At 47.5% G+C, this 20,738-nt stretch carries 20 protein-coding genes; 9 read left to right on the plus strand and 11 right to left on the minus strand.

Features of this window, described 5'->3' with window-relative positions; genetic code table 11:
• Positions 1 to 69 precede the first annotated feature (69 nt).
• From trpS to M1125_00385, 3 genes are all read left to right on the plus strand, one after another.
• Positions 70 to 1,209, plus strand: coding sequence for a tryptophan--tRNA ligase (trpS, locus tag M1125_00375; GenBank protein ID MCL5404285.1), 1,140 nt, complete (start codon positions 70 to 72; stop codon positions 1,207 to 1,209).
• Positions 1,210 to 1,213: 4 nt separating this feature from the next.
• Complete coding sequence (gene hemC / locus M1125_00380) at positions 1,214 to 2,119, plus strand: hydroxymethylbilane synthase (protein MCL5404286.1); 906 nt, start codon at positions 1,214 to 1,216, stop codon at positions 2,117 to 2,119.
• Between the two features lie 71 nt (positions 2,120 to 2,190).
• On the plus strand, positions 2,191 to 2,334 hold the full coding sequence (locus tag M1125_00385) for a hypothetical protein (protein ID MCL5404287.1): 144 nt from the start codon (positions 2,191 to 2,193) through the stop codon (positions 2,332 to 2,334).
• Positions 2,335 to 2,336: 2 nt separating this feature from the next.
• On the opposite strand, the gene M1125_00390 is transcribed toward M1125_00385, so the two are convergent.
• Positions 2,337 to 3,452 carry an SPFH domain-containing protein gene (locus tag M1125_00390; protein ID MCL5404288.1) on the minus strand — a complete coding sequence of 372 codons (1,116 nt, stop codon included), beginning with the start codon at positions 3,450 to 3,452 and terminating at the stop codon, positions 2,337 to 2,339.
• A gap of 197 nt (positions 3,453 to 3,649) precedes the next feature.
• Between M1125_00390 and M1125_00395 the strand changes: the two genes are divergently transcribed.
• Entirely contained in the window at positions 3,650 to 3,949 is a 300-nt protein-coding gene (locus M1125_00395) for a hypothetical protein (protein ID MCL5404289.1), read from the plus strand.
• A gap of 31 nt (positions 3,950 to 3,980) precedes the next feature.
• On the opposite strand, the gene M1125_00400 is transcribed toward M1125_00395, so the two are convergent.
• The 7 genes from M1125_00400 to M1125_00430 all read right to left on the minus strand — a co-directional run bounded on the left by M1125_00400 (position 3,981) and on the right by M1125_00430 (position 11,425).
• Positions 3,981 to 4,565 carry an NAD(P)H-dependent oxidoreductase gene (locus tag M1125_00400; GenBank protein MCL5404290.1) on the minus strand — a complete coding sequence of 195 codons (585 nt, stop codon included), beginning with the start codon at positions 4,563 to 4,565 and terminating at the stop codon, positions 3,981 to 3,983.
• Between the two features lie 127 nt (positions 4,566 to 4,692).
• Positions 4,693 to 5,373, minus strand: coding sequence for an HAD family hydrolase (locus M1125_00405; GenBank protein ID MCL5404291.1), 681 nt, complete (start codon positions 5,371 to 5,373; stop codon positions 4,693 to 4,695).
• 48 nt (positions 5,374 to 5,421) lie between these two features.
• Complete coding sequence (locus M1125_00410) at positions 5,422 to 6,735, minus strand: ABC transporter permease (GenBank protein ID MCL5404292.1); 1,314 nt, start codon at positions 6,733 to 6,735, stop codon at positions 5,422 to 5,424.
• 12 nt (positions 6,736 to 6,747) lie between these two features.
• Positions 6,748 to 8,424 (minus strand): hypothetical protein, encoded by a 1,677-nt coding sequence (locus tag M1125_00415; GenBank protein ID MCL5404293.1) that lies wholly within the window; start codon positions 8,422 to 8,424, stop codon positions 6,748 to 6,750.
• A gap of 58 nt (positions 8,425 to 8,482) precedes the next feature.
• The gene (locus M1125_00420) at positions 8,483 to 9,211 is read right to left on the minus strand and encodes an ABC transporter ATP-binding protein (protein MCL5404294.1); all 729 of its coding nucleotides are present in this window, start codon (positions 9,209 to 9,211) and stop codon (positions 8,483 to 8,485) included.
• 18 nt (positions 9,212 to 9,229) lie between these two features.
• Positions 9,230 to 10,756, minus strand: a complete 1,527-nt coding sequence (locus M1125_00425; GenBank protein ID MCL5404295.1) for a winged helix-turn-helix domain-containing protein — start codon at positions 10,754 to 10,756, stop codon at positions 9,230 to 9,232.
• A gap of 234 nt (positions 10,757 to 10,990) precedes the next feature.
• Positions 10,991 to 11,425 (minus strand): SRPBCC domain-containing protein, encoded by a 435-nt coding sequence (locus tag M1125_00430; protein ID MCL5404296.1) that lies wholly within the window; start codon positions 11,423 to 11,425, stop codon positions 10,991 to 10,993.
• Between the two features lie 103 nt (positions 11,426 to 11,528).
• Between M1125_00430 and M1125_00435 the strand changes: the two genes are divergently transcribed.
• Genes M1125_00435 through M1125_00445 form a run of 3 tightly spaced genes read left to right on the plus strand, consistent with a single transcriptional unit; the run spans position 11,529 to position 14,888 of the window.
• On the plus strand, positions 11,529 to 12,404 hold the full coding sequence (locus tag M1125_00435; protein MCL5404297.1) for a xanthine dehydrogenase family protein subunit M: 876 nt from the start codon (positions 11,529 to 11,531) through the stop codon (positions 12,402 to 12,404).
• Positions 12,401 to 12,880 carry a (2Fe-2S)-binding protein gene (locus tag M1125_00440; protein ID MCL5404298.1) on the plus strand — a complete coding sequence of 160 codons (480 nt, stop codon included), beginning with the start codon at positions 12,401 to 12,403 and terminating at the stop codon, positions 12,878 to 12,880. Before M1125_00435 ends, M1125_00440 begins: the two co-directional genes overlap by 4 nt.
• 4 nt (positions 12,881 to 12,884) lie before the next feature.
• On the plus strand, positions 12,885 to 14,888 hold the full coding sequence (locus tag M1125_00445; GenBank protein MCL5404299.1) for a xanthine dehydrogenase family protein molybdopterin-binding subunit: 2,004 nt from the start codon (positions 12,885 to 12,887) through the stop codon (positions 14,886 to 14,888).
• Here M1125_00445 and M1125_00450 read toward each other — a convergent pair.
• Entirely contained in the window at positions 14,880 to 15,497 is a 618-nt protein-coding gene (locus M1125_00450; protein MCL5404300.1) for a histidine phosphatase family protein, read from the minus strand. The two genes, M1125_00445 and M1125_00450, sit on opposite strands and share 9 nt — an antisense overlap.
• Positions 15,498 to 15,519: 22 nt before the next feature.
• Positions 15,520 to 16,146 (minus strand): molybdopterin-dependent oxidoreductase, encoded by a 627-nt coding sequence (locus M1125_00455; protein ID MCL5404301.1) that lies wholly within the window; start codon positions 16,144 to 16,146, stop codon positions 15,520 to 15,522.
• A 207-nt stretch (positions 16,147 to 16,353) separates the two neighbouring features.
• Here M1125_00455 and M1125_00460 point away from each other — a divergent pair, with 207 nt between their 5' ends.
• Complete coding sequence (locus tag M1125_00460; protein ID MCL5404302.1) at positions 16,354 to 18,288, plus strand: hypothetical protein; 1,935 nt, start codon at positions 16,354 to 16,356, stop codon at positions 18,286 to 18,288.
• Between the two features lies 1 nt (position 18,289).
• A complete protein-coding gene (locus M1125_00465; protein MCL5404303.1) occupies positions 18,290 to 19,060 on the plus strand; it encodes a MinD/ParA family protein in 771 nt (256 codons plus the stop codon).
• A 2-nt stretch (positions 19,061 to 19,062) separates the two neighbouring features.
• On the opposite strand, the gene M1125_00470 is transcribed toward M1125_00465, so the two are convergent.
• Positions 19,063 to 20,568 (minus strand): fused MFS/spermidine synthase, encoded by a 1,506-nt coding sequence (locus M1125_00470; protein ID MCL5404304.1) that lies wholly within the window; start codon positions 20,566 to 20,568, stop codon positions 19,063 to 19,065.
• Positions 20,569 to 20,738: the final 170 nt, after the last annotated feature.

Consider the following 20,738-nt stretch of genomic DNA (forward strand, 5'->3'; position numbering starts at 1 on the left):
TTAATAATTGTTTCGGGCAATAGAGAAATGCTAAAAGCCTGTTGCAACATAATCGTTATTGTGGTTATTATGGCAAGCCAGGAAAGCGTTGCCGCAGGAACGGAAGGGATCGCTAGCGTGACCGCTGACAATATCAGGCTTATAGAGAAGTTTGGCGCAGGCAGGATATCAGACCTTGACGAGATACCTGATTTTTACACATTTAAAAACGGCCTGATATATTCGCACAGGGATTTTGACAGGTATATGTCGAGCCTGAAGGGGAAAAAGAAATGTGCGATAGTATCGGGCTTCAACGCCAGCGGGCTGCCGCATCTCGGCCACATACCTGTATTTGACACAAACCTTTTCTTCCAAAGGGAATACGGGGTAAATATTTTCATGCCGATTTCCGACGATGAGAGCTATGTATCAGGAAAGGTTAAGACCCAGGAGGAGGCGATAAAGAATTCGTTCATGCTTGTAAGGACCATGATAGCGTATGGCTTCGACCCTTCAAAAACAAAGTTCATAATAGACCATATCTACACAAACATTTACAACTTGGCAATAAGGCTTTCCAGGGGTTTAACGCTGTCTGAAGTAAAGGCAGTCTATGGCTACACGGCAGACCAGAACATAGGGCTTCAATTCTATCCTGTTGTGCAGTCGGCCCACATAACGTATCCGCTTACGATAGGCTACGACGACGTTATGGTGCCGATAGGCTCTGACGAGGATTCCCATATGCGGGTCTGCAGGGACCTTGCAGGCAAGTTTGGCATGGTAAAGCCCGCAGCCTTGCATTCCATATTCATGCCTGGCCTTGACGGCGAAAAGATGTCCAAATCCAGGAACAACGGCATATTCCTGAACGAAAGCGAAAAGGAGGTGAAGCGCAAGATCATGTCAGCTTTCAGCGGAGGCCAGGTCAGCGTTGAGGAGCACAGGAAGCACGGGGGAAACCCTGATGTTGACATGGCTTACTTCTACCTTAAAAGCTACTTCCTTGACAAAAAGGAAGCCGAGGGGCTTGCAGAAGAGTACAGAAAAGGCAGGGTCCTCAGCGGAGAAATGAAAAACATGCTTTTTGAAAAGGTTATGGACCGCATCAGCAGGCTAAAGGCAGCTTACTTGAAGGTAAGCGAAAAGGATATGGAAAAGGGGATAATGCTTGACGAAGGGATAGACCTGCGCAGCATGATGGAAAAATATAATGTCTTTGAGTGAAGGCATGGAAAAGCTACTTATAGGCACAAGAGGGAGCGCGCTTTCTATCGCGCAAACGAATATAGTGGTAAAAAAGATTGCCTATGCCTATCCGGAAATCGAATGCGAATTGGTAAGGATAAAGACAATGAATGAGAAGATAGACAGGACTAAGGAAAAGGCAACAGACAAAGACATATACACTAAGGAGATAGACGCTGCGCTCTTAGACGGGTCAATCGACATTGCAGTCCACAGCTTAAAGGACTTGAAAAACGAACTCGACAAGGGCATTGCGCTGGCAGCAGTCCCAGACAGGGCAAGCCCGTTCGATTTCCTGGCAATAAGGAAAGGCATTGATGAAAATGCGGTTACAAAAGTCGGAACTAGCAGCATGCGAAGAGCTGTACAAATAAAAAATATTCTGAAAAATGCAGCGGTGGAGGAGATGCACGGGAATGTGGATACAAGGCTGAAAGCTTTGGAAAGCGGAAGGGTTGACGCATTAGTACTAGCTTCAGCGGGAATTGCAAGGCTTGGCTACGAAATCAAAGGCAGGGAGCTCGGCATTGGAGAGATGGTTTCAGCCATAGGCCAGGGCGCGCTAGCGATAACCGCAAGGAGTGCAGACAAGGATGCCATTAGAATTGCCAAGGGAATAAATGATCCGAAGGCCGAAGCAGAGGCAAAGGCAGAACGTGCTTTTGGAATGGTATTTGGAATAGGATGCAACGTGCCTATAGGGGCGCTTGCCTTGTCTGGCAATGACACGATTGCCATTACTGGGTTCCTATCCGATATGCGCGGCAGGATGCAGATAAAGAAAAGCATTAGCGGCCCGGCAGCCGATCCTGAAGCGCTTGGAAGAAGGCTCGGAAAGCTGATGGCTGAAGATGGAGGGAATGACATAATCGCCGAAAGCGGCAAATGACTGCAACCTGCTTTTTCACAGCGCTCAGTTTATTAATTTTGGCTTGCATTACTTATCAGCGAGGTGCGCGAATGCCATTGGAAAAAGCAGACATGGAGCAGGAGCACAAGTGCCTGCTGTGCGGCCATTCGATGTTAAGGATGCAGGCATGCCACCTCAAATGCCCGAATTGCGGAGCTGAGATGGACTGCTCTGACAAGGGCTTCATCTGGTAATGCTATTCGTCAGAAGAATCGCCCATGCCTTCGCCAACCTTTGCGCCCTCTGGGATATTGCTGTCGCCTTGCTTCTGGGCTTGCTGCTTCTTTTTCTGCTTGGGCTGCTGCATGTCAGGCTGGCTCTTTTGCTGGGGCTTTGGCGCCTGAGGCTGCTGCGGCTTGGCGCTCTGCTCATTTGGCGTGCTGCTGCCTTCTGCATTTCCAGTATCTCCTATTCCAACCAGTTTGTCAATCCCTAGGACGCCGATCGGCGTTGGTATGCCCAAGCCGCGCGATTCCGTCGGTATGAAGATAAGATGGTTCCTTCCGCTTATGCCTATTTCATAAAGCATGTTAAGCGCCCTTAGCTGCATTGCGTAGATGTTTGAGTTGTATGTTTGGGCTGCTGCGACCATGTTTGCAGCTGCAAGCTTTTCCGATTCAGCCAATATTACCCTTGCATCGCGTTCCCTTGAGGCTATGGCTATCTTGGCCATCGCATCCTGCAGGTCGTCAGGTATCTTCACGTCCCTTATCTCTACGGATATGACATTGACGCCCCAGGGCGTGACCCTTTGGTCTATCAATTCCTTCACGCTTGCAGCTATTTCATTCCTGCCCACTATCATCTGGCTTAAGTTTACCTTTCCTATCACGTCCCTCAGAGCGGTCTGGGCTGCCAGCGACACCGATTGGTCGACATCGTTTACCTGCAATGCAGTGTTCTCAGGGTTTTCTATCCTTGTGAACATTATGGCTTCTACATCCACGCCGACGTTGTCCTGCGTAAGCGTTTTTTCAGCAGAGAAAACTGTCGAGAATGTCCTGAGGTCGAATTTATACGGCATGCTCTGTATCAATGGTATTATGAAAAAGAGCCCAGGGCCGTATGTGCCTTTGTATTTTCCGAGAGTGAGTATCGGCGCGCGCTTCCATTCCTGGAGCACCTTTACGCTTAGCGCAAGATATATCAGCAGCACCACTATGAAAACCGCTGCGCCTACAATAGCGCTAAGCGAAGCGTAATACCCCAGCACAAAAAACAGCGCAGCTATTATTATCCCTATTATCAAGGCCAGCACTGAATTTCCATGCATGCCCTGCGTGCTTTTATATGAATATAACTGTGCAGCCATTCATTCGCCCCCGTGCATATGCGCCAGGCATTGGCGCATTGATATGCATATATGTCATATAATCTCTCGCAAGGTTTAATATCATTTGCAATGCTGCGCATGTTTTGGCGCACATCCGTTATTGCCAGATTAAACATTTTGTTTTTAGCCTTTTTGTATGATAAAAATATGCGACCTTCATGTACTACAGCGAAATTATGCGGATAAAGAGAATAGAAAACATGCTCAGCAAGCTGGCATACTTTTCAGTGCTTCTCGACATGCTGGTCGCAGTCGGCTCTTTCCTAGCGCTGCACAATCTCAAATACGCGAGCACAATGCTTACGGTGAGCGATTATGCAATAAGCGCGGAGATAATCCTAGCATGCGTGCTATTTGCGCATATAGTTGCGTTGAAGCACTTCAACAACCTTTTCCAGGCATTGGAGATAAACGCATTTAAAAGCGCGCAAGCCAGAAAGTCCGGAATTGCAAGGCTTAAGCCTTCAGTCCACTAGGTTTTGCAGCATAACTGTTGCATGATAGCGGTTACTGGATTGCCTTTTTGCCTTCTTGCAAGCGCATCGACCATTTGGCAAGGCTTTCCACAAGCTCCTTTATCATGCCGCTTGTAGCCTCTTCGATTATGACGCCGTTTGCTATCTTTTCAGATGCGCCTGCGATGAAGAGCATTGGCCTTTCGAGAGGGTGCGCGTTCAAAAACGCAAATATCTGGCGAAGGTGAAGCTGCGCCGCAGAGGTGCCTACAAGCGAGCCGCCAGTGGCTCCGAAGGTAGCAACAGGCTTGTCCTCGAAGGAATTGTCGCCGTATGGGCGCGATGCCCAGTCTATTGCGTTTTTCAGTACGCCTGGAATTGAGCGGTTGTATTCCGGGGTTGCTATGAGCACAGCATCCGCTTCTTTTATCTTCTGCTTGAACTTTTTAACCGATTCAGGCATTTTTGCCTCTTCGTCCTGGTTGTACAGCGGTATCTGCGATATGTCAAGTATCTCTACTTCAACGTTTTCAGGGGCCACGCGCTTCGCCGTGTTTACCAACGCCTTGTTGTACGAGTCGCGCCTAAGGCTTCCGGCAAATGCGGCTATCTTTATTTTTTTAGTTTCTCCGTTCATGGGTTTACACCTGCTTCTAAGTTTAAAAACGATGCAGCAAATTATGCATAAAGTTTTTTTTATTTGTTTTGCTTTTAAGTGTGTAGGCAACTACAGCATTTTTCACACGCACGCCAGTCCTGCATGCCTATTGATGCTGCCTCTTTATGCTTCTGAGCAGCTCCATCAGCTCCTGGAAGTTCTGCACTGCATAATCACTGCTTTTGAACTTTGTGCCGTACGATACCGTAAGCATGCCTGCAAGCTTTGCGCCATCAATCTCATATTTTTGGCTAGCTATGAATACTGCATTCTCCGGCTCGGCCTTGTAATAGTCTAGCACGGCCCTGTAAGCTCCGATGTCTGGCTTGGCATATCCTGTCTCGCTTGGCACGAAGACCATGTCGAATATTCCATCAAGGCCAGTCTGGCGCAGTATGGCTTCGATGTCGCTGTGCGAATGCATCGTATTTGTTAGGACTGCCATGTAGAACCCTAGCCTTTTCACCTTTTGAAGGGCGATCCTCTCGTTCTGCTCTACCATGGAATAATGGCTGTAAGACTTCTCGCATATCCTTTCATAGCTGCCAAGGAGCGAAATCGGGATGTGCAGCCTGCTGAAAAGCTTAGCGTGGTAGGAGCGAGCGTCTGCTGCGGCGGAATCGGTGCTGTTGATGGCCTTTTCCAGCTCCTTCTCAAAATCTTTTCTCGTTATTTTTAGGCCGTTTTCGGAAAAAAGCCTTGCTGCTTCTTTGCTTATGTAGTCTGCTGCCGGCTGCGGGTCAACCAGCATGCCCTCAAAATCAAAAACCGCTATATACAACTGCATGAATCCCGGTAAGGATTTGTTGCATACCTATTAATGCCTTTTGAGCCGTTATTCGCTCCTCAACGCAATTATCGGGTCGACCTTCGAGGCTTTCCACGCAGGATAAAGCCCTGCGGCAACGCTTATCAGTATTGCTATCCCAAATGCAAGCAGCAAAGTCTGGATGGTTATCACAGGCGAAAAGCTCACCGAAGAAGATGATGAGCTGAGGCCGGAACCGCCAGCGCTAAAACCGCCAGACGCACTTCCAAATGATCTGTGTGCAGCGAAGCCGCTGCGGGCTGCGGTTGGGGCTGAAGATCCTGAAAAGCTTGAGCTGTGCGAAGAAAGAACTGCAGGCAGAACGTAAGAACCGGCAGCACCTGCAGCCATGCCAACCATGCCTCCTATGACGCCGATCATCATCGCCTCCGAAAGGAACAGCAGCATTACGTCGCGCTGCTTGAAGCCTATCGACTTCAATATTCCTATTTCCTTTGTCCTTTCAGATACCGAGACCATCATTATGCTGAGTATGCCTATCCCTGCAACTATAAGCGAGATCCCGCCTATCGAGCCCAGAAGCAGGCTCAGCGTGCCAGTTATGGATGATACCGTTGAAGTGATGCTCTGGACGGACAATATGATTGCGCTGTTGCCGAATATGTCGCTCAGGAGCGTAGAAAGCGCAGACGTGGAATTTAGGCTTGTTGCCTTTATTACAAGGACATTGTATGAATATTTGTCAATAATGCCCTCTGCCTGCGTAAGGGGCATAAATATGCTTGTATCAGGGTCTACGAAAAACGACGTCCCGTATTCCCCAAGAACGCCCGTCGGGACTATTGGAACTGTTTTCACTCCGGTAGAAGTCCTTATGCCTGAAAGGTATAGCGGCTGGTCGAGCTCTATGCTTGGGGGCGTGCCAGAAGTCGGATTCACTATGCTGTAGCCCAGGTCTGCCTGGCTAAGCCCGGAATCCGAGTACAATGACCCAGAAGCAAAATCGAGCTTGCCCAAAACTGAGCCTAGGCTGGAATTCTCTATGCCCAAGACTGTCGCAGAGCTCGAGCCTGTGCTGGTGGTTATGTTGGCACTGAACCTGAGCATTGGTATTACTGAGCTTACGTTGGGCAGCGACTCTATCTCGCTTATCTGGGCGTTTGTGAAAATCCCATCTGGCCCTGAAGCTGACATGTATATTGTGGTCGGGCCTATGGTGTCTAATGACTGCGTTATGCTGGCAGTGACTCCAGCTACAAGCGATATGAGAGCGATTATTGTTGCTACGCCGATCATTACAGTAAGTACCGTCAGGCCCGTTCTCAGCTTGCGCTGTGACATTCCCTGTATGCTGAGTTTTATCACGTCTTTAGGGTTCATCGGCTGCGCCTGCTATTTTGCCTGCCTTGTTCTTTTTGCATGATGCTTGCGCCTATAGAACAATCCGCCAATGACTGCAAGTACAACGATTATCGCGATTACGTAAAGCAGCGTGCTGCTGCCGTGCCTGTACTTTGCTGCGATGGGATACCCGCCAGCAGTAAAGGCCGTCGAATTTGCAGCAGAAACCGCGAGAGGCAGCTCCAAAAGCGCGCTCTCCTTCTGGTTAAGGTTGTTTATGTATGCAACAGTTACTGGAATTTCATATGCGCCGGGCTTTATGCTCCTGCTAAGCGTAACGCTTATTGTGAATGCTGTCGGCGAATACGTGCCTATGCTCCCAAGAAATGTGGAGTTCTGCCCAAGCACTTCTACGCCATTGGTCGAATGGGTTATAAGCGTAACGGCGCTTGCCGGTATTGAGCCCGTATTGAGCAGCGTGCCAGTAAGCGAAACGACAGAACCAGGGGTAGCTACGTCCGGAAGCTGCGTTGTACCTGTATTTGTTATGTTCACGTAACCTGGCGACAGAAGGCTCAGTGACCTGCTTACGGAATACGGCTGGCCGTTGAGCACATAGCTTAGCTGCGCATCCAGGGTTGCAACGTTTGTGGAAGATGTGATGTACAGGCTAACCGGCACTGAAAAGCTTTTCATTGGCCCTATAGAGCCTATTGAGTAATAGCCGTCGCTGCCTATTATCGTCAATGGCGACGTGGCCGTCAGCTGCAAGGAAACATTGGATATGTTTGAGCTGTCGTTGTTTATTATGTACAGCGAATCGTTCTGCAGCTGCCCTATTGTTATCTCGTTCGATGAAAGCCCTATCGACACCTTATTCGGAGGCGATACGGCGTACATCCCAAAAGTCACTGGCATTGTCTCGTTGTAGCCGTACGCATTCACATATGACACATCAAAAGTCACAGGCACTGTCGTAGACGCAGCGGACGGCGATACGTAAACCGGAACAGTTACTGTTGCGGTAGAATTTGGCAACAGCGTGCCTATCGATGTTGCAGGCCCTGCCTGGCTGACGTAAGTGGTCGTTTCAACCGAAGGCTTTATCGCATATCCGTAGCCGGAGCCCTCATTGCTTACATTAAGCGTTATATAATTTACCTTGCCTGCGGTAAGCTGCTGCGTGGTGTTGAGGTAAAGCTCTGTTGAGCCTTTCAGAGGCACGAAAAACTGCGTGCTGTATTCATAGCCCTCATTGCTGTTTGTATAGTTCCAATACAGGTTGAGCTTTTCATAGGTGCCGCCACTAGGGCCTACGGGCGTGCTGTTGGCTATGTCGAGGTAGTACACGACATTGAAGAAGGAATACGGCTGCACGCTCTGGATGTTGTCGACTGCATATGAAGTGGAGCCGTTCTGGGCAGTGAAATAGCCTACAAGTGGCATGCTTGCCTGCACGTCAACGAGCTCGCAGTTGTTATTGTTGTCTACGGTTATTGTCAAAGGCACATCCTTCTGCCCAGGCCCGGCAGATATGGAACTTATTTGCGATGATTGGTTCTGCTGGTTCAGTTGCGAGGGATAACCCCATTTCACTCCCACTATGTTGAAGCTTGACACAGTATTTGGATTCACGCATGATGAATTTGTAGGGGAAGCCCCAGACATGCCAGAGGCCATTAGCAAGACGGCAAGGCCGAATACTGCCATTGCAGCATATTTTCGCATTATTAACACCTATAGCATGACAAATTTAATTAACACTTCATTGCAGCTGACTGCTTGGCTACAGCTTTTTGACATCGCTAAGCTTTGCCATCATATTTTCCTTTGTTATTAATCCGTCCCTTATGAATATACGCCTTTTTGCAAATATGCCCACTTCCGGATCATGCGTACTGAGCACGATCGTTGTTCCTAATTCCTTGTTGATCCTTTCAAGTATCTGCAGCACAGATATTGCAGACTTCGTGTCCAGGTTCCCTGTGGGTTCATCAGCAAGAATAACCTTTGGATTGTTTACCAAAGCCCTTACCACGGCAACCCTTTGCTGCTCGCCGCCGCTGAGCTCGTTTGGCTTTTTTTCAAGCTTATTGCCCAGGCCGACTTCTTCCATGAACTTAATGGCATTTGCCATTGCCTGCTTGACGTTGCCCTTTGATACCATTGTCGGCAGCATGACATTCTGTATGGCAGAAAGGTAAGACACCAGGTTGTAGGACTGGAAGACGAATCCTATTTCCATATTCCTTAGGTCGGCAAGCTCAGAGCTGCTCATTTCATTGACCTTTCTGCCGGCTATCGTTATTATGCCTGATGTTGGCGAGTCCAAAGTGCCTATGAGGTCAAGAACTGTAGTCTTTCCGGATCCTGAAGGGCCCATAATCGCAACAAACTCGCCTTTTTTAATCTCAAAGCTCACGCCCCTTAGCGCCACGTACGCCATGCCTGACTTGTTCGTATAAACTTTCTGCACGTTCTCGAAGCTTATTATTGTTTCGTTTTTTGTTGCCATTGACAAACGCCTTGAAAATCATCCACACCCGGTTGCATTCCTCTCATTGTAGTATACGGCAATGCCTTTGGAGGTAAATGCTATAATTCTATAATTGCCATTCTTTGATACGGCATTGAGCGCCTGGCCCTGAATCGAATTTGAACTTGTAGAGTACGTGAACGTAGATTCGGAATGCGGAGCCATTTGGTAGCCCTTATTTTCACGGATTGCAGGCATTTCCCACATCGCAGGGCTAAGGCTGCCGTTTTCAAGAACTCCGAAGGAAAGCCCGAAAACCTCCTCTGGCTCATACATTTCAGGAGTCTGCTCAAGCCCGTACGATCCGTGTATTATTACAATCCTGCTTATTCTGTGTGTAACATTTATTTGCATGCGCTTTTGGCTCCAGTTCATGCCATTGTATAACTTTGACACATTTATGGTTAATGTTCCATCGCTGGAATTGTACTCTTCCGCTTCTGCAGAATTGTTTGCTTCGCTGAGATTTGCCTGCATAGCAACCCTCGGACCAAAAATGCATGACAACACTGCAATCCCTTCAAGCGATATTGTGCCATTCCCTGTATTTATCAATGAGGCTTCGAATCCCATAACGCCCTTGTTTGAAGCTATGGATGTATTTTCAATCATTACGCTAGGCCGCCTGAAAAGATATATTATATTCTTGCCGAATAGGCCTATTGGCATTGTGCCATTTGCCATGCTGCTGTTTTCCAAATTTTTCAAAGATGCGTCTTCTGCATGCCTGCTGTTTATGCTGCCCAGCACGCTTGACAGCTTTGGAAGGAATGCGAACGATTCTGCACCTGTAGAGTTCGCAGAAAAATATGGGACGACAACGCTTGACAGATCGATGAGTATTGAAGTTGAAGAGTTCACATTTCCGTTACCTATAACGCTTGTGTAGAAGTGCTTTACCGGTATGGTAAGCTGGTATGTTGCATTTCCTATTTGTATCGAACCTGAGCTTATGTTTATTGAAACGCCCTTTATAACTGCCCCGCTTCTTATTTTTGCCATGGCTATGATTCTTGTCACGTTCACAAGGCTAAGAGCATTTATTGTGCCTGAAGAATTAAGCGTTGCTGTCATGTTAACCCTGTTGTATGTGTAATTTATTATTATTGAAGAATAGTTAAGCAAAACGGAATTAGTTCCTGCGGGAATATAGGGCGGGTCGGTTATGCTGACTGGAACAGACTCAACGCTTCCGGCTGCATGAAGGTACATCAGTAGACCAGCTATTGCAACAATAGAGGCCAGCAAGAAACTTATATACTTTGCCTTTTTATACTTCATATTGCTTGTTGCAACTGTTTCTGGACCCGATACCTTTGCTACATCTGTCAAGGTGTAATGCTTCCATTTTTTGGCATAATCGCTATCCACGAGCCTTATGATGCCCATTTCCGAAAGCTCTTTGAGGTGCTTGTTTATTGTTGAAGGTGCAAGGCCCAGCGCCCTGCTTATTTCGCTAAGCGTATCGCGCCGCTCCCTGATAAGGCTTATTATCTCGCTTTTCGTTTTTCCATACTGCGACATGAAATACAGGGATTAGTTTGTTTTTAATCTTTATATGACTTCCGCAAAGCTTCGCTTTTTATTTCACTTTTTATTTCACTTTTTATTTTGCACAGAAGAGAATTAGAAAGGTATTGTTTTGCTTTTGATGCAGTTATTTCGTCGTATATTTTGAATTTTTACACTAAATATGTTATTTAGCTTTTTATATCACTTTGCATTTTGCACTGCAAGCCTTTAAGCCTGTTTTGATGCCTATTCGGCAGCATTCTTCAGGCTTTCTATTACCTGGTTGATAAAGTTTTGCGCTGCATTTTTTATCATCTGACTCCCAAACGTGGCAGCCATGCCCCCAACATTCACCACAGCTTTCCATGAAATCTCAGAGCTTGCCTTTGTTATGGCTTTTATGTCAAATGTTGCGGTAAAGTCTATTGAGCTTCCAGCACCTGAGCCTGAGCCCTTCAACTCTACATGCGACGGATTATCCAGCTTTAGTGGCTTTAGCTTTACTTTGAATTTTCCCTTTATGAATGACAGCCCAACCATTACATCCATTTTTATTTCATTATTTTCAATCGAATAGTTTTGCATTCCGGGGATTAAGCTTGCCATTTTCTGCGGAGCAGACAAATATTCAAAGATTTTTTCCCTAGGGCTATTCACGTCTATTTTTCCTGAAAATTCCATTCATCCACACCCTTATGCTTATTTTACAATGCCTATCTAATAATCAAACAACAGCTTAAATATGTTTTTCAATAAATCATATATGGATCTGCAGGGTGTGCGTGTGTTTCCTAAAAAATTTGATTATTATTCGCCAAAAACGATAAGCGAAGCAATTGGTCTTATTGATGAATTAAAAGACGCAAAAGTCTTAGCAGGCGGACAGAGTCTTTTGCCTATGATGAAGCTTAGGCTGGCCACGCCTGCTGCCTTAATTGATTTGTCTAATATAAATGGCGAGCTTGGCAGCATAGTGCAAGATAAGTCCTCAGTTGAAATAGGGGCCATGGCGAGGATAGCTGAATTGGCCAAGTCAAAGGCGGTGCAAAAGAGCCTGCCCGCACTGTATGACGCTTCTTTGGTTATTGCAGACACGCAGGTAAGGAACATGGGCACCATAGGAGGAAACCTTGCCAATGCAGACCCTAACAATGACATGCCAGTGGTAGCGCTTGCATTAAACGCCAAAATGGAAGTACGTAATAAAAATGGCAAAAGGCTTGAAAGCGCAGACGGCTTTTTTGTAGGGCCGTATACTACAAAAATAGCTGAAAACGAACTGCTGACAAAAATAATCTTTCCTGTAGAGCATGGCAGATTCGGCAGCGCGTATTCGCGCATAGAGCGCAGGATAGGCGATTATGCGCTGGCTGCTGCAGCCACGTCGATAAAGCTTGAAAGCTCGGGCAAGGTAACCGATGCAAGAATTGCAGTTGCAGGCATATCGATGAATGCAATAAGGCTTGAAGCGGTAGAAAAGGCACTTATAGGAGCAAAGCCGGATCAAAAAACTACAAATGAAATAACGCTGAAAACCGTGAAGGACATTGATGTAGAAGACAGCTACTATGCCACGGCTTCTACAAAACGCATGGCTGTTGCTTATGCTGTGCAAAAATCTTTGGACAAGGTATATGAACGTGCAAAGGCGAAAAAATGAAGGACATAGAAGTTTCGATAAGAATAAACGGATCGCTATACAAGAAGCGCATAGAGCCAAGGCTGCTGCTTGCGCATTTCATACGCAACAAGGTCGGCCTTACGGGAACCCATATAGGATGCGATACGACAAACTGCGGCGCATGCACTGTGCTTCTAGACGGGAAGCCAGTGAAATCCTGCACTGTTCTTGCTGCGCAGGCAAATGGGCATTCGATTACAACGATTGAAGGCCTTTCAAAAACCAAATCATTGACAAAGCTCCAGAACGAGTTCGTTAAGGAGCAAGGCCTTCAGTGCGGATTCTGCACTCCTGGAATGATAATGGAGGGCACTTACATAATAAATGAGTACAAGCATCCAACAGAAGAACAGATAAAAGAGGGCTTGTCAGGCAATCTGTGCAGATGCACAGGCTATGAAAGCATAATCAAGGCCATAAAAAATGCATCTGGCTCGGCAGGTCGAAAAAGGTGAGATATTGGAAAGGCTAGAGCGTTTTGTTGCAGGAGAAGGAAATTATGTAGATGACATATATGTTGAAAAGCCTTTGTACATGGCTGTCCTGCGAAGCCCATATGGAAGGGCAAAGATAAACAGCATAAAAGGCGGGATGAATTTTCACGACATCGACAAGGTGCTGATGTCTGTCGGTGAGGGCGCATCAGAAGGCAGAAAGGCCATAATGCACCCAGTATTTGCAAAAAGCACTGTCAATTATGTCGGCCAACCGGTTGCTGCGGTTTTTGCAGAGGATCCTTACGAGGCCGAGGACATGCTTGAGACTGTAGAAGTGGACTACGAGCCTTTGGATGCTGTCGTAGATCCTGAAGCGGCCATAAAGGCAAAACCCATACACGAAGGAATGAAAAGCAATGTGCTGTCCGACAGATATATAGGCAAAAAGTTCAACATAGACGCAGATATTGTATTGGAGGACCGCTTGGAGAACCACAGGATAGCGACAAATGCAATCGAGCCGCGCGGCATACTTGTCAACTACGTATCCGGCAATCTGGTTATATATGCCTCAACGCAATCAGTGTTCAGCATGAAAAATGGCATATGCGGCACGCTTGGGCTCGATGGCGACAAGGTAAGGGTGATACAGGCAGACACTGGCGGCGGCTTTGGGCTAAAAGGAGGCGTGCAACCGGAATACCCTATCGCGGCTTATGCTGCGCTGCATTATAAAAGGTCGGTCAAGTGGATAGAAACGAGGAGCGAACACCTTATGGCGGCTAATCAGGGCCGTGGCGCAATAGGCAAGATGAAGCTTTATGCAAACAAAGATGGACGCATGCTCGGCATAGAGGGCGAGATCGTAGTAGACGCTGGCGCATATGCCGGAGGCATGGCCGAATTCGGGCCTGGCTTCATAGCAATGCAGCTTACTGGCCAGTATGGGATAGAAAATGGCTATGTGCATGCGATTAGCGTGCTTACTAACAAGGTGCCATACGGCCCTTACAGGGGTGCAGGAAGGCCTGAAGCGGCATTCTTCATGGAGCGCATGGTCGACATGCTTGCAGACAAGATTGGCATGGACGATGCAAGGATCAGGCTGCTTAACTCTACCAGGACACAGTTCAAATCTCCATTGGGGCTTGAGATAGATGCATCAAAGCCATTCATGGAAAAAGCCATAAAAAAGCTGGGCTACTCAAAAAGCGGCAATAAAAACGCAGGCCTGAGCTTATTTGTTCTTGTGCCTGGAGCAGCTCCTGGAGAAAGCGCGAGGATTGCAGTACAGGATGGAGCCGTGCATGTCTGGCTCGGGAGCAATCCACACGGACAGGGGCACGAATTCTTTGTGAAGAACCTGCTCAGCAAGGAATTCGGCATTCCAAAATCAAAGATAACGCTTGAAGTAACCGACACGGAAAAGATAAAGAGCGGCATAGGCACTTGGGGAAGCAGATCCGCAATGGTCGGCGGCGCAGCTGCAGTTACTGTTGCAAGGGCCATAAAAGAGGAAGTTGCCAAGAGGAATGGCAGATACTCGCCAAAAGCGCTTCTGGCAGGCGATTACGACCATTTCGAATTTTACAAGTACAATGGCAGCATAAACGCTTTCGGTGCTAACCTTGCGTTCGCGCATGTGGAAAGCATAGGCAGAGTGCGCGTTGACGAGGTGAGGGCGTTCTATGATGTAGGCAATGCGCTTGACATGGGCATGGTAAAAGGCCAGATAAGCGGTGGCATTGTACAGGGTGTTGGCCAAGTGGCAGGTGAAGAGGTCATATACGATTCTAACGGCCAGCTTCTCACGTCAAGCATTTCTGCTGCGGGACTTGTAAGGGCTGCCGCAATACCAAAAATGCGCATAGCAGTGGACCAAAATCCATCAAGCCTTCCGCACAAGGCCAGGGGTCTCGGCGAAGCGCCTACCATAGGCACGCCTGCGGCAGTAGTCAGATCAATTGAAAAGGCATCGGGCAGGCGCATAAGGGAAACGCCGATTACTGAAGACGCATTACTTTAATCCTGCATCCTTGAGCAGCTCTTTCAGGTAGCCTGCATCTACGGAAAATGAGCCGATAGCCAGAAGCCTGTATTTCCTGCCTGCTCTTGCTATGACAGTAACGGCAGCATTCTTAGTCGTGATGCCTTTGCCTGAAAATGCGTCATAGCCTATTATGCTTCTTGCAAAATAGCTTATTGTAGATTCATGGCTCACTATCAGTGACGTGGTGCCTTCTGGAACAGATTCTGCAAATGAGCCTACCCTGTGCACCATCGAATCAAACGACTCGATGTAGCTGGCAAATTTGCGCTTCTCGAGCATTGGCAGTTCCCATGCGCCGTCGTTGGCATTTTTTCCTTCAAGCTTACCGAAGCCGCGCTCAGTAAGCCTTTTGTCCACATTTATTTGAAGGCCATGGTATCTGTTGAGTATGCGTGCAGTTTCAAGCGCACGCCTGATCGGGCTGGAATAGAGCACGTCGAAATGCACATCCTTAAGCATCTTTGCAGTCCTGAGCGCCTGAGCCTTGCCAGAATCTGTCAATGGATAGCCTTCGGTAGTTGAAGCGAGAATGTCCCTAGCATTGCTTTCTGCTTGTGCATGCCTTACAAAAACCAAGACTCTCATAAAAGCACTTTTGCAATCTCATCTATTTGCTCTCTTCTTTTTCTTCCGTGTCATCGTCCCTGCTTCCGAAGAATACAAGCTTGTTGACGAAGTTAAGCCCTGGCCAATACCTTTCCTCCTTGTTGTAGTCCCCGCGCATGTTGTAGCCGCGCTTCTCCCAAAATCCAGGCTTGTTTTCTTGCATTACCTCTATGCCGTCCAGCCATTTGGTGCTCTTCCATAAATACAGCGTCGGTATAAATGCCCGCACAGGGCCACCATGGTCCTTCTCCAGTGGAAGACCGTTGAATTTGAATGCCACCATGCATTCATCGTTTACGTACTCCGTAGGCACGTTTGCAGAGTAGCCCACATACGAAGAGCGCAGCATCAGGAATTTCCCTTTCGGCTCTGCCATGCTTAGTATATATTTAAGCTGAATGCCCTCCCACTCATCGCCAATCCTTGACCACCTCGTGACACAGTGTATATCGACAGTCTTCTTTATCATCGGCATTGACATGAGCTGCTCCCAGCTGAAAGAGAGCTCATTCTTCACTGCTCCGTATACCCTGAGCCTGTAGGACTTGAGGTCTATGCTTGGGGCCACGCTTGCGCTGAGCACAGGGAAGTTTTTTGTCAGTATTTGGCCGTGTGGAAGGCTTGGCATTGCAACATCAGCTATCATTTTTGTTTACGCGATTTTCGCTTGACATGCTTTTGCTTATGCACCGCTTATTTATCGCACAAGAAATTATAATAGCCTGCTTATTTTTATTTTTGTGCAAGTAACAGATATTGCTTTAATTCTTCCTTTTATTATAATAAATCGATATTGATGCGTGCGGCTATTCTTGCATTGACCTTAGTCTTGCTTATGCTTGGAAGCACTGGCCATTATAGCTATGCTGCTGCATCAAATTCAAACTTGGATGCTAGCGTCAATGTGCAATGCCCATTCGCGCTAAAGCTCGGGACGCAGGGAGTTTACGCTACCGCGGTGGCAGAAGCGAATTTCACAATTGCGACACTGTACAACTGCACCATAAGCGATATCACCGGGAATTTTTCCATACTCTACCCAAACGGCACTGCCGTATACAGCCTTTACACAAAGGGCATAAATGCAAGCGAAGAGCCCACCCTGTATAAGTTTTATTTCAATGCTTCAAAAATCCCCTCAGGCACATACAATGCTGAGATTTCATTTTCCCTTGCAAATTTCACAAACACTTCTTCTACAAAGATCCTGATAAACAGGCCAGCGAATGTGACGATAACAAATTTTTCCACAAGCAGCCTGGTAACCCAGCATGGCATACAGTATTTTGACATAGGCATAAAAAATAACGGAGGCTTCGCAATATCCAATGCCATAAGCTGGCGCATCAGGGTTGTCGAGCCTTCCAACGCCACCATAGGCTCAGTATCGAACTATTCATTATCACCGCTCCAGAACCTCAGCATCAGGGTAGCTGCCGCCAATACCACCGCCCTGCCTGGCGTGTACAAAGCGTTGCTGAATGTCAGCTACAGCGTAAACGGAGTGCTCCACAGCAAGCTCTTTTCGCTTAATTATACTGTTAGAGCTTTGCCTACGCCTGCGCCGCCGAAAGTTTCAGTGACTGTGCTGCCTGAATTCTCAGTGATGTCCTATCCTTTCGCGGTATCGCTGTACAACGGCGGCTCCCAAAGCTATCTGATAGACATGAGGAACAACGCCAACGTTACGGAATATTTCAATCTGAGCGTTCCTACACCTGATGGCAAATTCATCAACCTTTCGGCTTACAAGATTGCGATACTGCCGAAGCAGACTGTAGGCATAAGCGCGCTTATAAGCGCACCCTCAGATGCAAGCCCCGGCCAGTATGAAATACCTATCAATATAACGGCTTATATAAATCACACCTATGCGCACGAGCTGCTTTTCACCACGTTGAATATATTAAACTACTCGACCGGGCTGCCAGCAGTCAGCATAACCCTGTCGAATAACACTAATGATGCATCTGGCGTAGTTGAGATAACCAACCCAACTGGAAGCAACATGACTAACGCAGTGGTAAAGACAATGCTGCCTAAGCCGATAGCGCACATGCAGCAGCAGATAAGCGCGTACGGCCTGCCATACAGCATAGGGACTGAAAACGGCAGCTATGTCATAACGTGGTACGTGAGCTCGCTGCCTAAGCTGTCAAGCACATACGGGTACTTTTCCATAAGCAACATAACGAGCCAGACGCTCCTGACCCAGGTGTCTGGCATTGTGTCTGTACCAAGCGTTCCAACTTCGACAAGCCTGCTCAGGATAATCGACATAAATGTACCTGAATTCTATGCCAACAGCACTAACCTCATAAGTGCAACGATATTCTATTCTGGAACAGCAACACAGCAGATAAGCGCATACATGAGCGGGCAGGCAGGAGTAAGGATATACAATGCTTCGCAGTACGCCAACGCCACGCCGAACAGCGCAGTGCAATTCAATTTCCCAGTGCGCATAAGCGAAGCGGGCACACAGCTGCTAGGCTTTCGTGCATCTACAAGCGGCGCAAACATAACAGAGAGCATACCAGTGGTGGTGCTGCCTAAGCAGGTGAGCACAACAGTGCCGCCAACAGTAACCACGGTAAAGCCTTCTATAGTCACGGCAAAAAACATTGCCAGCTATGTGGAGATTGCAGCAATAATACTAATAATAGCTATAATTATAATAGGCATAGGAATGCTTATGAATAGGCCAAGGTATAACAAAGACAGGGCTGAAAAGCTAAGGACCATAAAGAATGCAATAAAAAGGGAGTAATATGTCGCCGTATATGATAAGGATTTCTTCGCAGAAGGGCGGCGTGGGGAAAACTACAATAGCGGTAAACCTCGCAGTTGCACTGCAGCTCATGGGCTACGACACGCTGCTTGTTGACGGCGATACCGTAAACCCGTCAATAGGCTTCCATCTTGGCTTGGAGGACGTGAACCAGGGCACTTGGAACCTGCTCAACGGCAGTGCAAAGCTCGTGCAGGTGAGGGTTACGCACCAGCCAAGCGGCCTGCACGTTGTGCCAGGGGCGCTGACCCAGCAGGAGTATATTGTGGATGACAAAATGCTTTCTAGATTTCACTCGGTAATAGAGCCCACAAGCTACAAGTTTGTCATAGTAGATACAATGCCAGGCTACACGTCAGAGCACATGGGAAATTATTACGATGAGGCTCTGCTTGTGTCGACTCCGGAAATGGCGAGCGTAGCAAACATAATAAGGCTGTCCACGTGGTTTGACAAGATGCACCTTAAGCACAGCCTTGTCCTCAACAAGATAAAGAACAAGCGCTACGAGCTCAGCGTCAGGGAGATAGAAGAGATGTACGAGAACAAGATTTATGCAAAGCTTCCTGACGATGACGTTGTGCCGCTAAGCATAGAGGAGCACATACCTGCATACATGTTCAAGAAGAGGTGCAAGTTCTCCAGCGCAGTAGGCAGCCTTGCTGGATTCTACGCCGCAAAAGTCAGCGATCAGGTTAGTTCAGGCGCAGTAAAAAGGCGCCGACGTATCTTCGGCTTGCGCCCAGGCTAAGTTTATGAGTGTATGCTGTTTAGAGCCTCGGCAGCATATTCCTGGTACGGATTCAAATTGTCAGTTAGCGGTTCGTATCCGCTTGCGTTAACGTTTTTGTACAAAAGGCCTTCAAGTGCATAAATCGTCTTCTGTGTGGAGTTGGTAGAATTTGCGAACAGCGCAGGAAGATTGCTTGGTATGTTCAGAACGCTATGGTTGCTCGCTATAATCACAATTGTCTGGTATGCGGAAAGATTGCCTTCCGGATTTAGCGGGAAAACGTATAGATACGGGAATACTGCATTGTAAGTTTGATAAACTGCCTTGAAAGGCGCAGAGTATGGGCCCGCAACAGGGCTCTCGAGCACCTGAATTACAGAACCGTTCTTCGTAAGGTGAGCCTTCATCTCCTGCACGGCCTGAATGCTTGCCAGCTGGAACGGCATTGAGATCGAAGAGCCGAATGCATCCATTATTATAAGGTTGTATTTTTCTTTATTTGTCCTTAGAAAATAGCGTGCATCTTCAGTGTAAATCTTTATCCTGCTGCTGTGGGGCAGGTCAAAATATTTGTACGCCAGGCGCACTATGTCAGGATCTATCTCGACGGCAGTTATGTTCGCATTCGTGTCCCTGTATAGGTTTAGCACGTCGGAACCGCCTCCGAGGCCGAGCACAAGCGCGTTTCCGTCATGATTGGGCCACTTGTCATATATCAATTGCGTGTATTCCTCATAAACGCCCGTGGACGTATAGTTGCTTATATAGTCTATCGTCTGGAGTGCAGTGTCGGCCCTAAGCGCTATTAGCGTGTTGTTTCCTGAATTGTACTTAAGGACCTGCAGGTAATAATAGGGGGAATATCCCGAATAGAGAACGCCAGCGCCTGCCGGCTGCGCAAAAACCACCTGAAGTGCCACTATGACGATGGCTGCAGCTATGATTGGAGCAGCTTTGCGCCCAAATATGATTATGCCTACCAGCACCAGGATTATGCCTCCGGAGAAAAAGCTCGTATTCAGGCCTATGCTTGGGACAAGGAAGTATCCTGTCAGGAACGCTCCGAGTATGCTTCCGACAGTTTCTATGGCCGCCACGTCGCCAGCGTTTCCTCCGACCTTTTCTACTTTGGTTGTCTTTAGCCTTATGGCATAAGGCAGAACGGCCCCTAGAAGAAAGTTTGGAGCTGCGAACAGGACGATCGAAGCCAAAAGCGCACCGTACTCGTAGCCCACACCAATGCTGTAGCCTAGCACACTGCCCGAGAATGACGGAAGCAGGCACATATATATACCGGATACTATTAGGAATAGGCTCAGGTGCCTCTTGTCCGGGCCCCTGTCAGCAAGCCAGCCACCGAAGTAATATCCTATCGCAATGCTTGCCAAAACAACGACTATCATGTCGGTCCAACTGTATAGCGTGTCGCCAAGATACGGTGCGATAGCCCTTACCCCTGCTATCTCTATGAACATTATCATAAATCCTGCAATAAATACGGCCACTTCCAGCTTTCCAAATTTCATGCCATCATCAAGAATCTTCGCATAGGTTTTATAATATTTTGAAGCAAGTGCTACTGTTTTTTACGAATATATGCACTTATCAGATTAAGAACTTTTCTGTAATGCATGCGCTTTGATGTGCTACCGATATGCGCTGGCAATCCTGTTATAACTCCGTTAGGGTTATTCAG

The organism is Candidatus Marsarchaeota archaeon (genome assembly GCA_023485295.1).
Taxonomy (GTDB): domain Archaea; phylum Micrarchaeota; class Micrarchaeia; order Micrarchaeales; family Micrarchaeaceae; genus Micrarchaeum_A.

Bases quoted from the DNA above. Each gene is read 5' to 3' on its own strand.
- M1125_00415 (MCL5404293.1), bottom strand. From the start codon at position 8,424: ATGCGAAAATATGCTGCAATGGCAGTATTCGGCCTTGCCGTCTTGCTA.
- M1125_00450 (MCL5404300.1), bottom strand. From the start codon at position 15,497: ATGAGAGTCTTGGTTTTTGTAAGGCATGCACAAGCAGAAAGCAATGCT.
- M1125_00460 (MCL5404302.1), top strand. From the start codon at position 16,354: ATGCTTGGAAGCACTGGCCATTATAGCTATGCTGCTGCATCAAATTCA.
- M1125_00410 (MCL5404292.1), bottom strand. From the start codon at position 6,735: ATGAACCCTAAAGACGTGATAAAACTCAGCATACAGGGAATGTCACAG.
- M1125_00440 (MCL5404298.1), top strand. From the start codon at position 12,401: ATGAAGGACATAGAAGTTTCGATAAGAATAAACGGATCGCTATACAAG.
- hemC (MCL5404286.1), top strand. From the start codon at position 1,214: ATGGAAAAGCTACTTATAGGCACAAGAGGGAGCGCGCTTTCTATCGCG.
- M1125_00455 (MCL5404301.1), bottom strand. From the start codon at position 16,146: ATGCCAAGCCTTCCACACGGCCAAATACTGACAAAAAACTTCCCTGTG.
- M1125_00390 (MCL5404288.1), bottom strand. From the start codon at position 3,452: ATGGCTGCACAGTTATATTCATATAAAAGCACGCAGGGCATGCATGGA.
- M1125_00395 (MCL5404289.1), top strand. From the start codon at position 3,650: ATGCGGATAAAGAGAATAGAAAACATGCTCAGCAAGCTGGCATACTTT.
- M1125_00465 (MCL5404303.1), top strand. From the start codon at position 18,290: ATGTCGCCGTATATGATAAGGATTTCTTCGCAGAAGGGCGGCGTGGGG.
- M1125_00405 (MCL5404291.1), bottom strand. From the start codon at position 5,373: ATGCAGTTGTATATAGCGGTTTTTGATTTTGAGGGCATGCTGGTTGAC.
- M1125_00430 (MCL5404296.1), bottom strand. From the start codon at position 11,425: ATGGAATTTTCAGGAAAAATAGACGTGAATAGCCCTAGGGAAAAAATC.
- M1125_00420 (MCL5404294.1), bottom strand. From the start codon at position 9,211: ATGGCAACAAAAAACGAAACAATAATAAGCTTCGAGAACGTGCAGAAA.
- M1125_00400 (MCL5404290.1), bottom strand. From the start codon at position 4,565: ATGAACGGAGAAACTAAAAAAATAAAGATAGCCGCATTTGCCGGAAGC.
- M1125_00470 (MCL5404304.1), bottom strand. From the start codon at position 20,568: ATGAAATTTGGAAAGCTGGAAGTGGCCGTATTTATTGCAGGATTTATG.
- M1125_00385 (MCL5404287.1), top strand. From the start codon at position 2,191: ATGCCATTGGAAAAAGCAGACATGGAGCAGGAGCACAAGTGCCTGCTG.
- trpS (MCL5404285.1), top strand. From the start codon at position 70: ATGGCAAGCCAGGAAAGCGTTGCCGCAGGAACGGAAGGGATCGCTAGC.
- M1125_00425 (MCL5404295.1), bottom strand. From the start codon at position 10,756: ATGTCGCAGTATGGAAAAACGAAAAGCGAGATAATAAGCCTTATCAGG.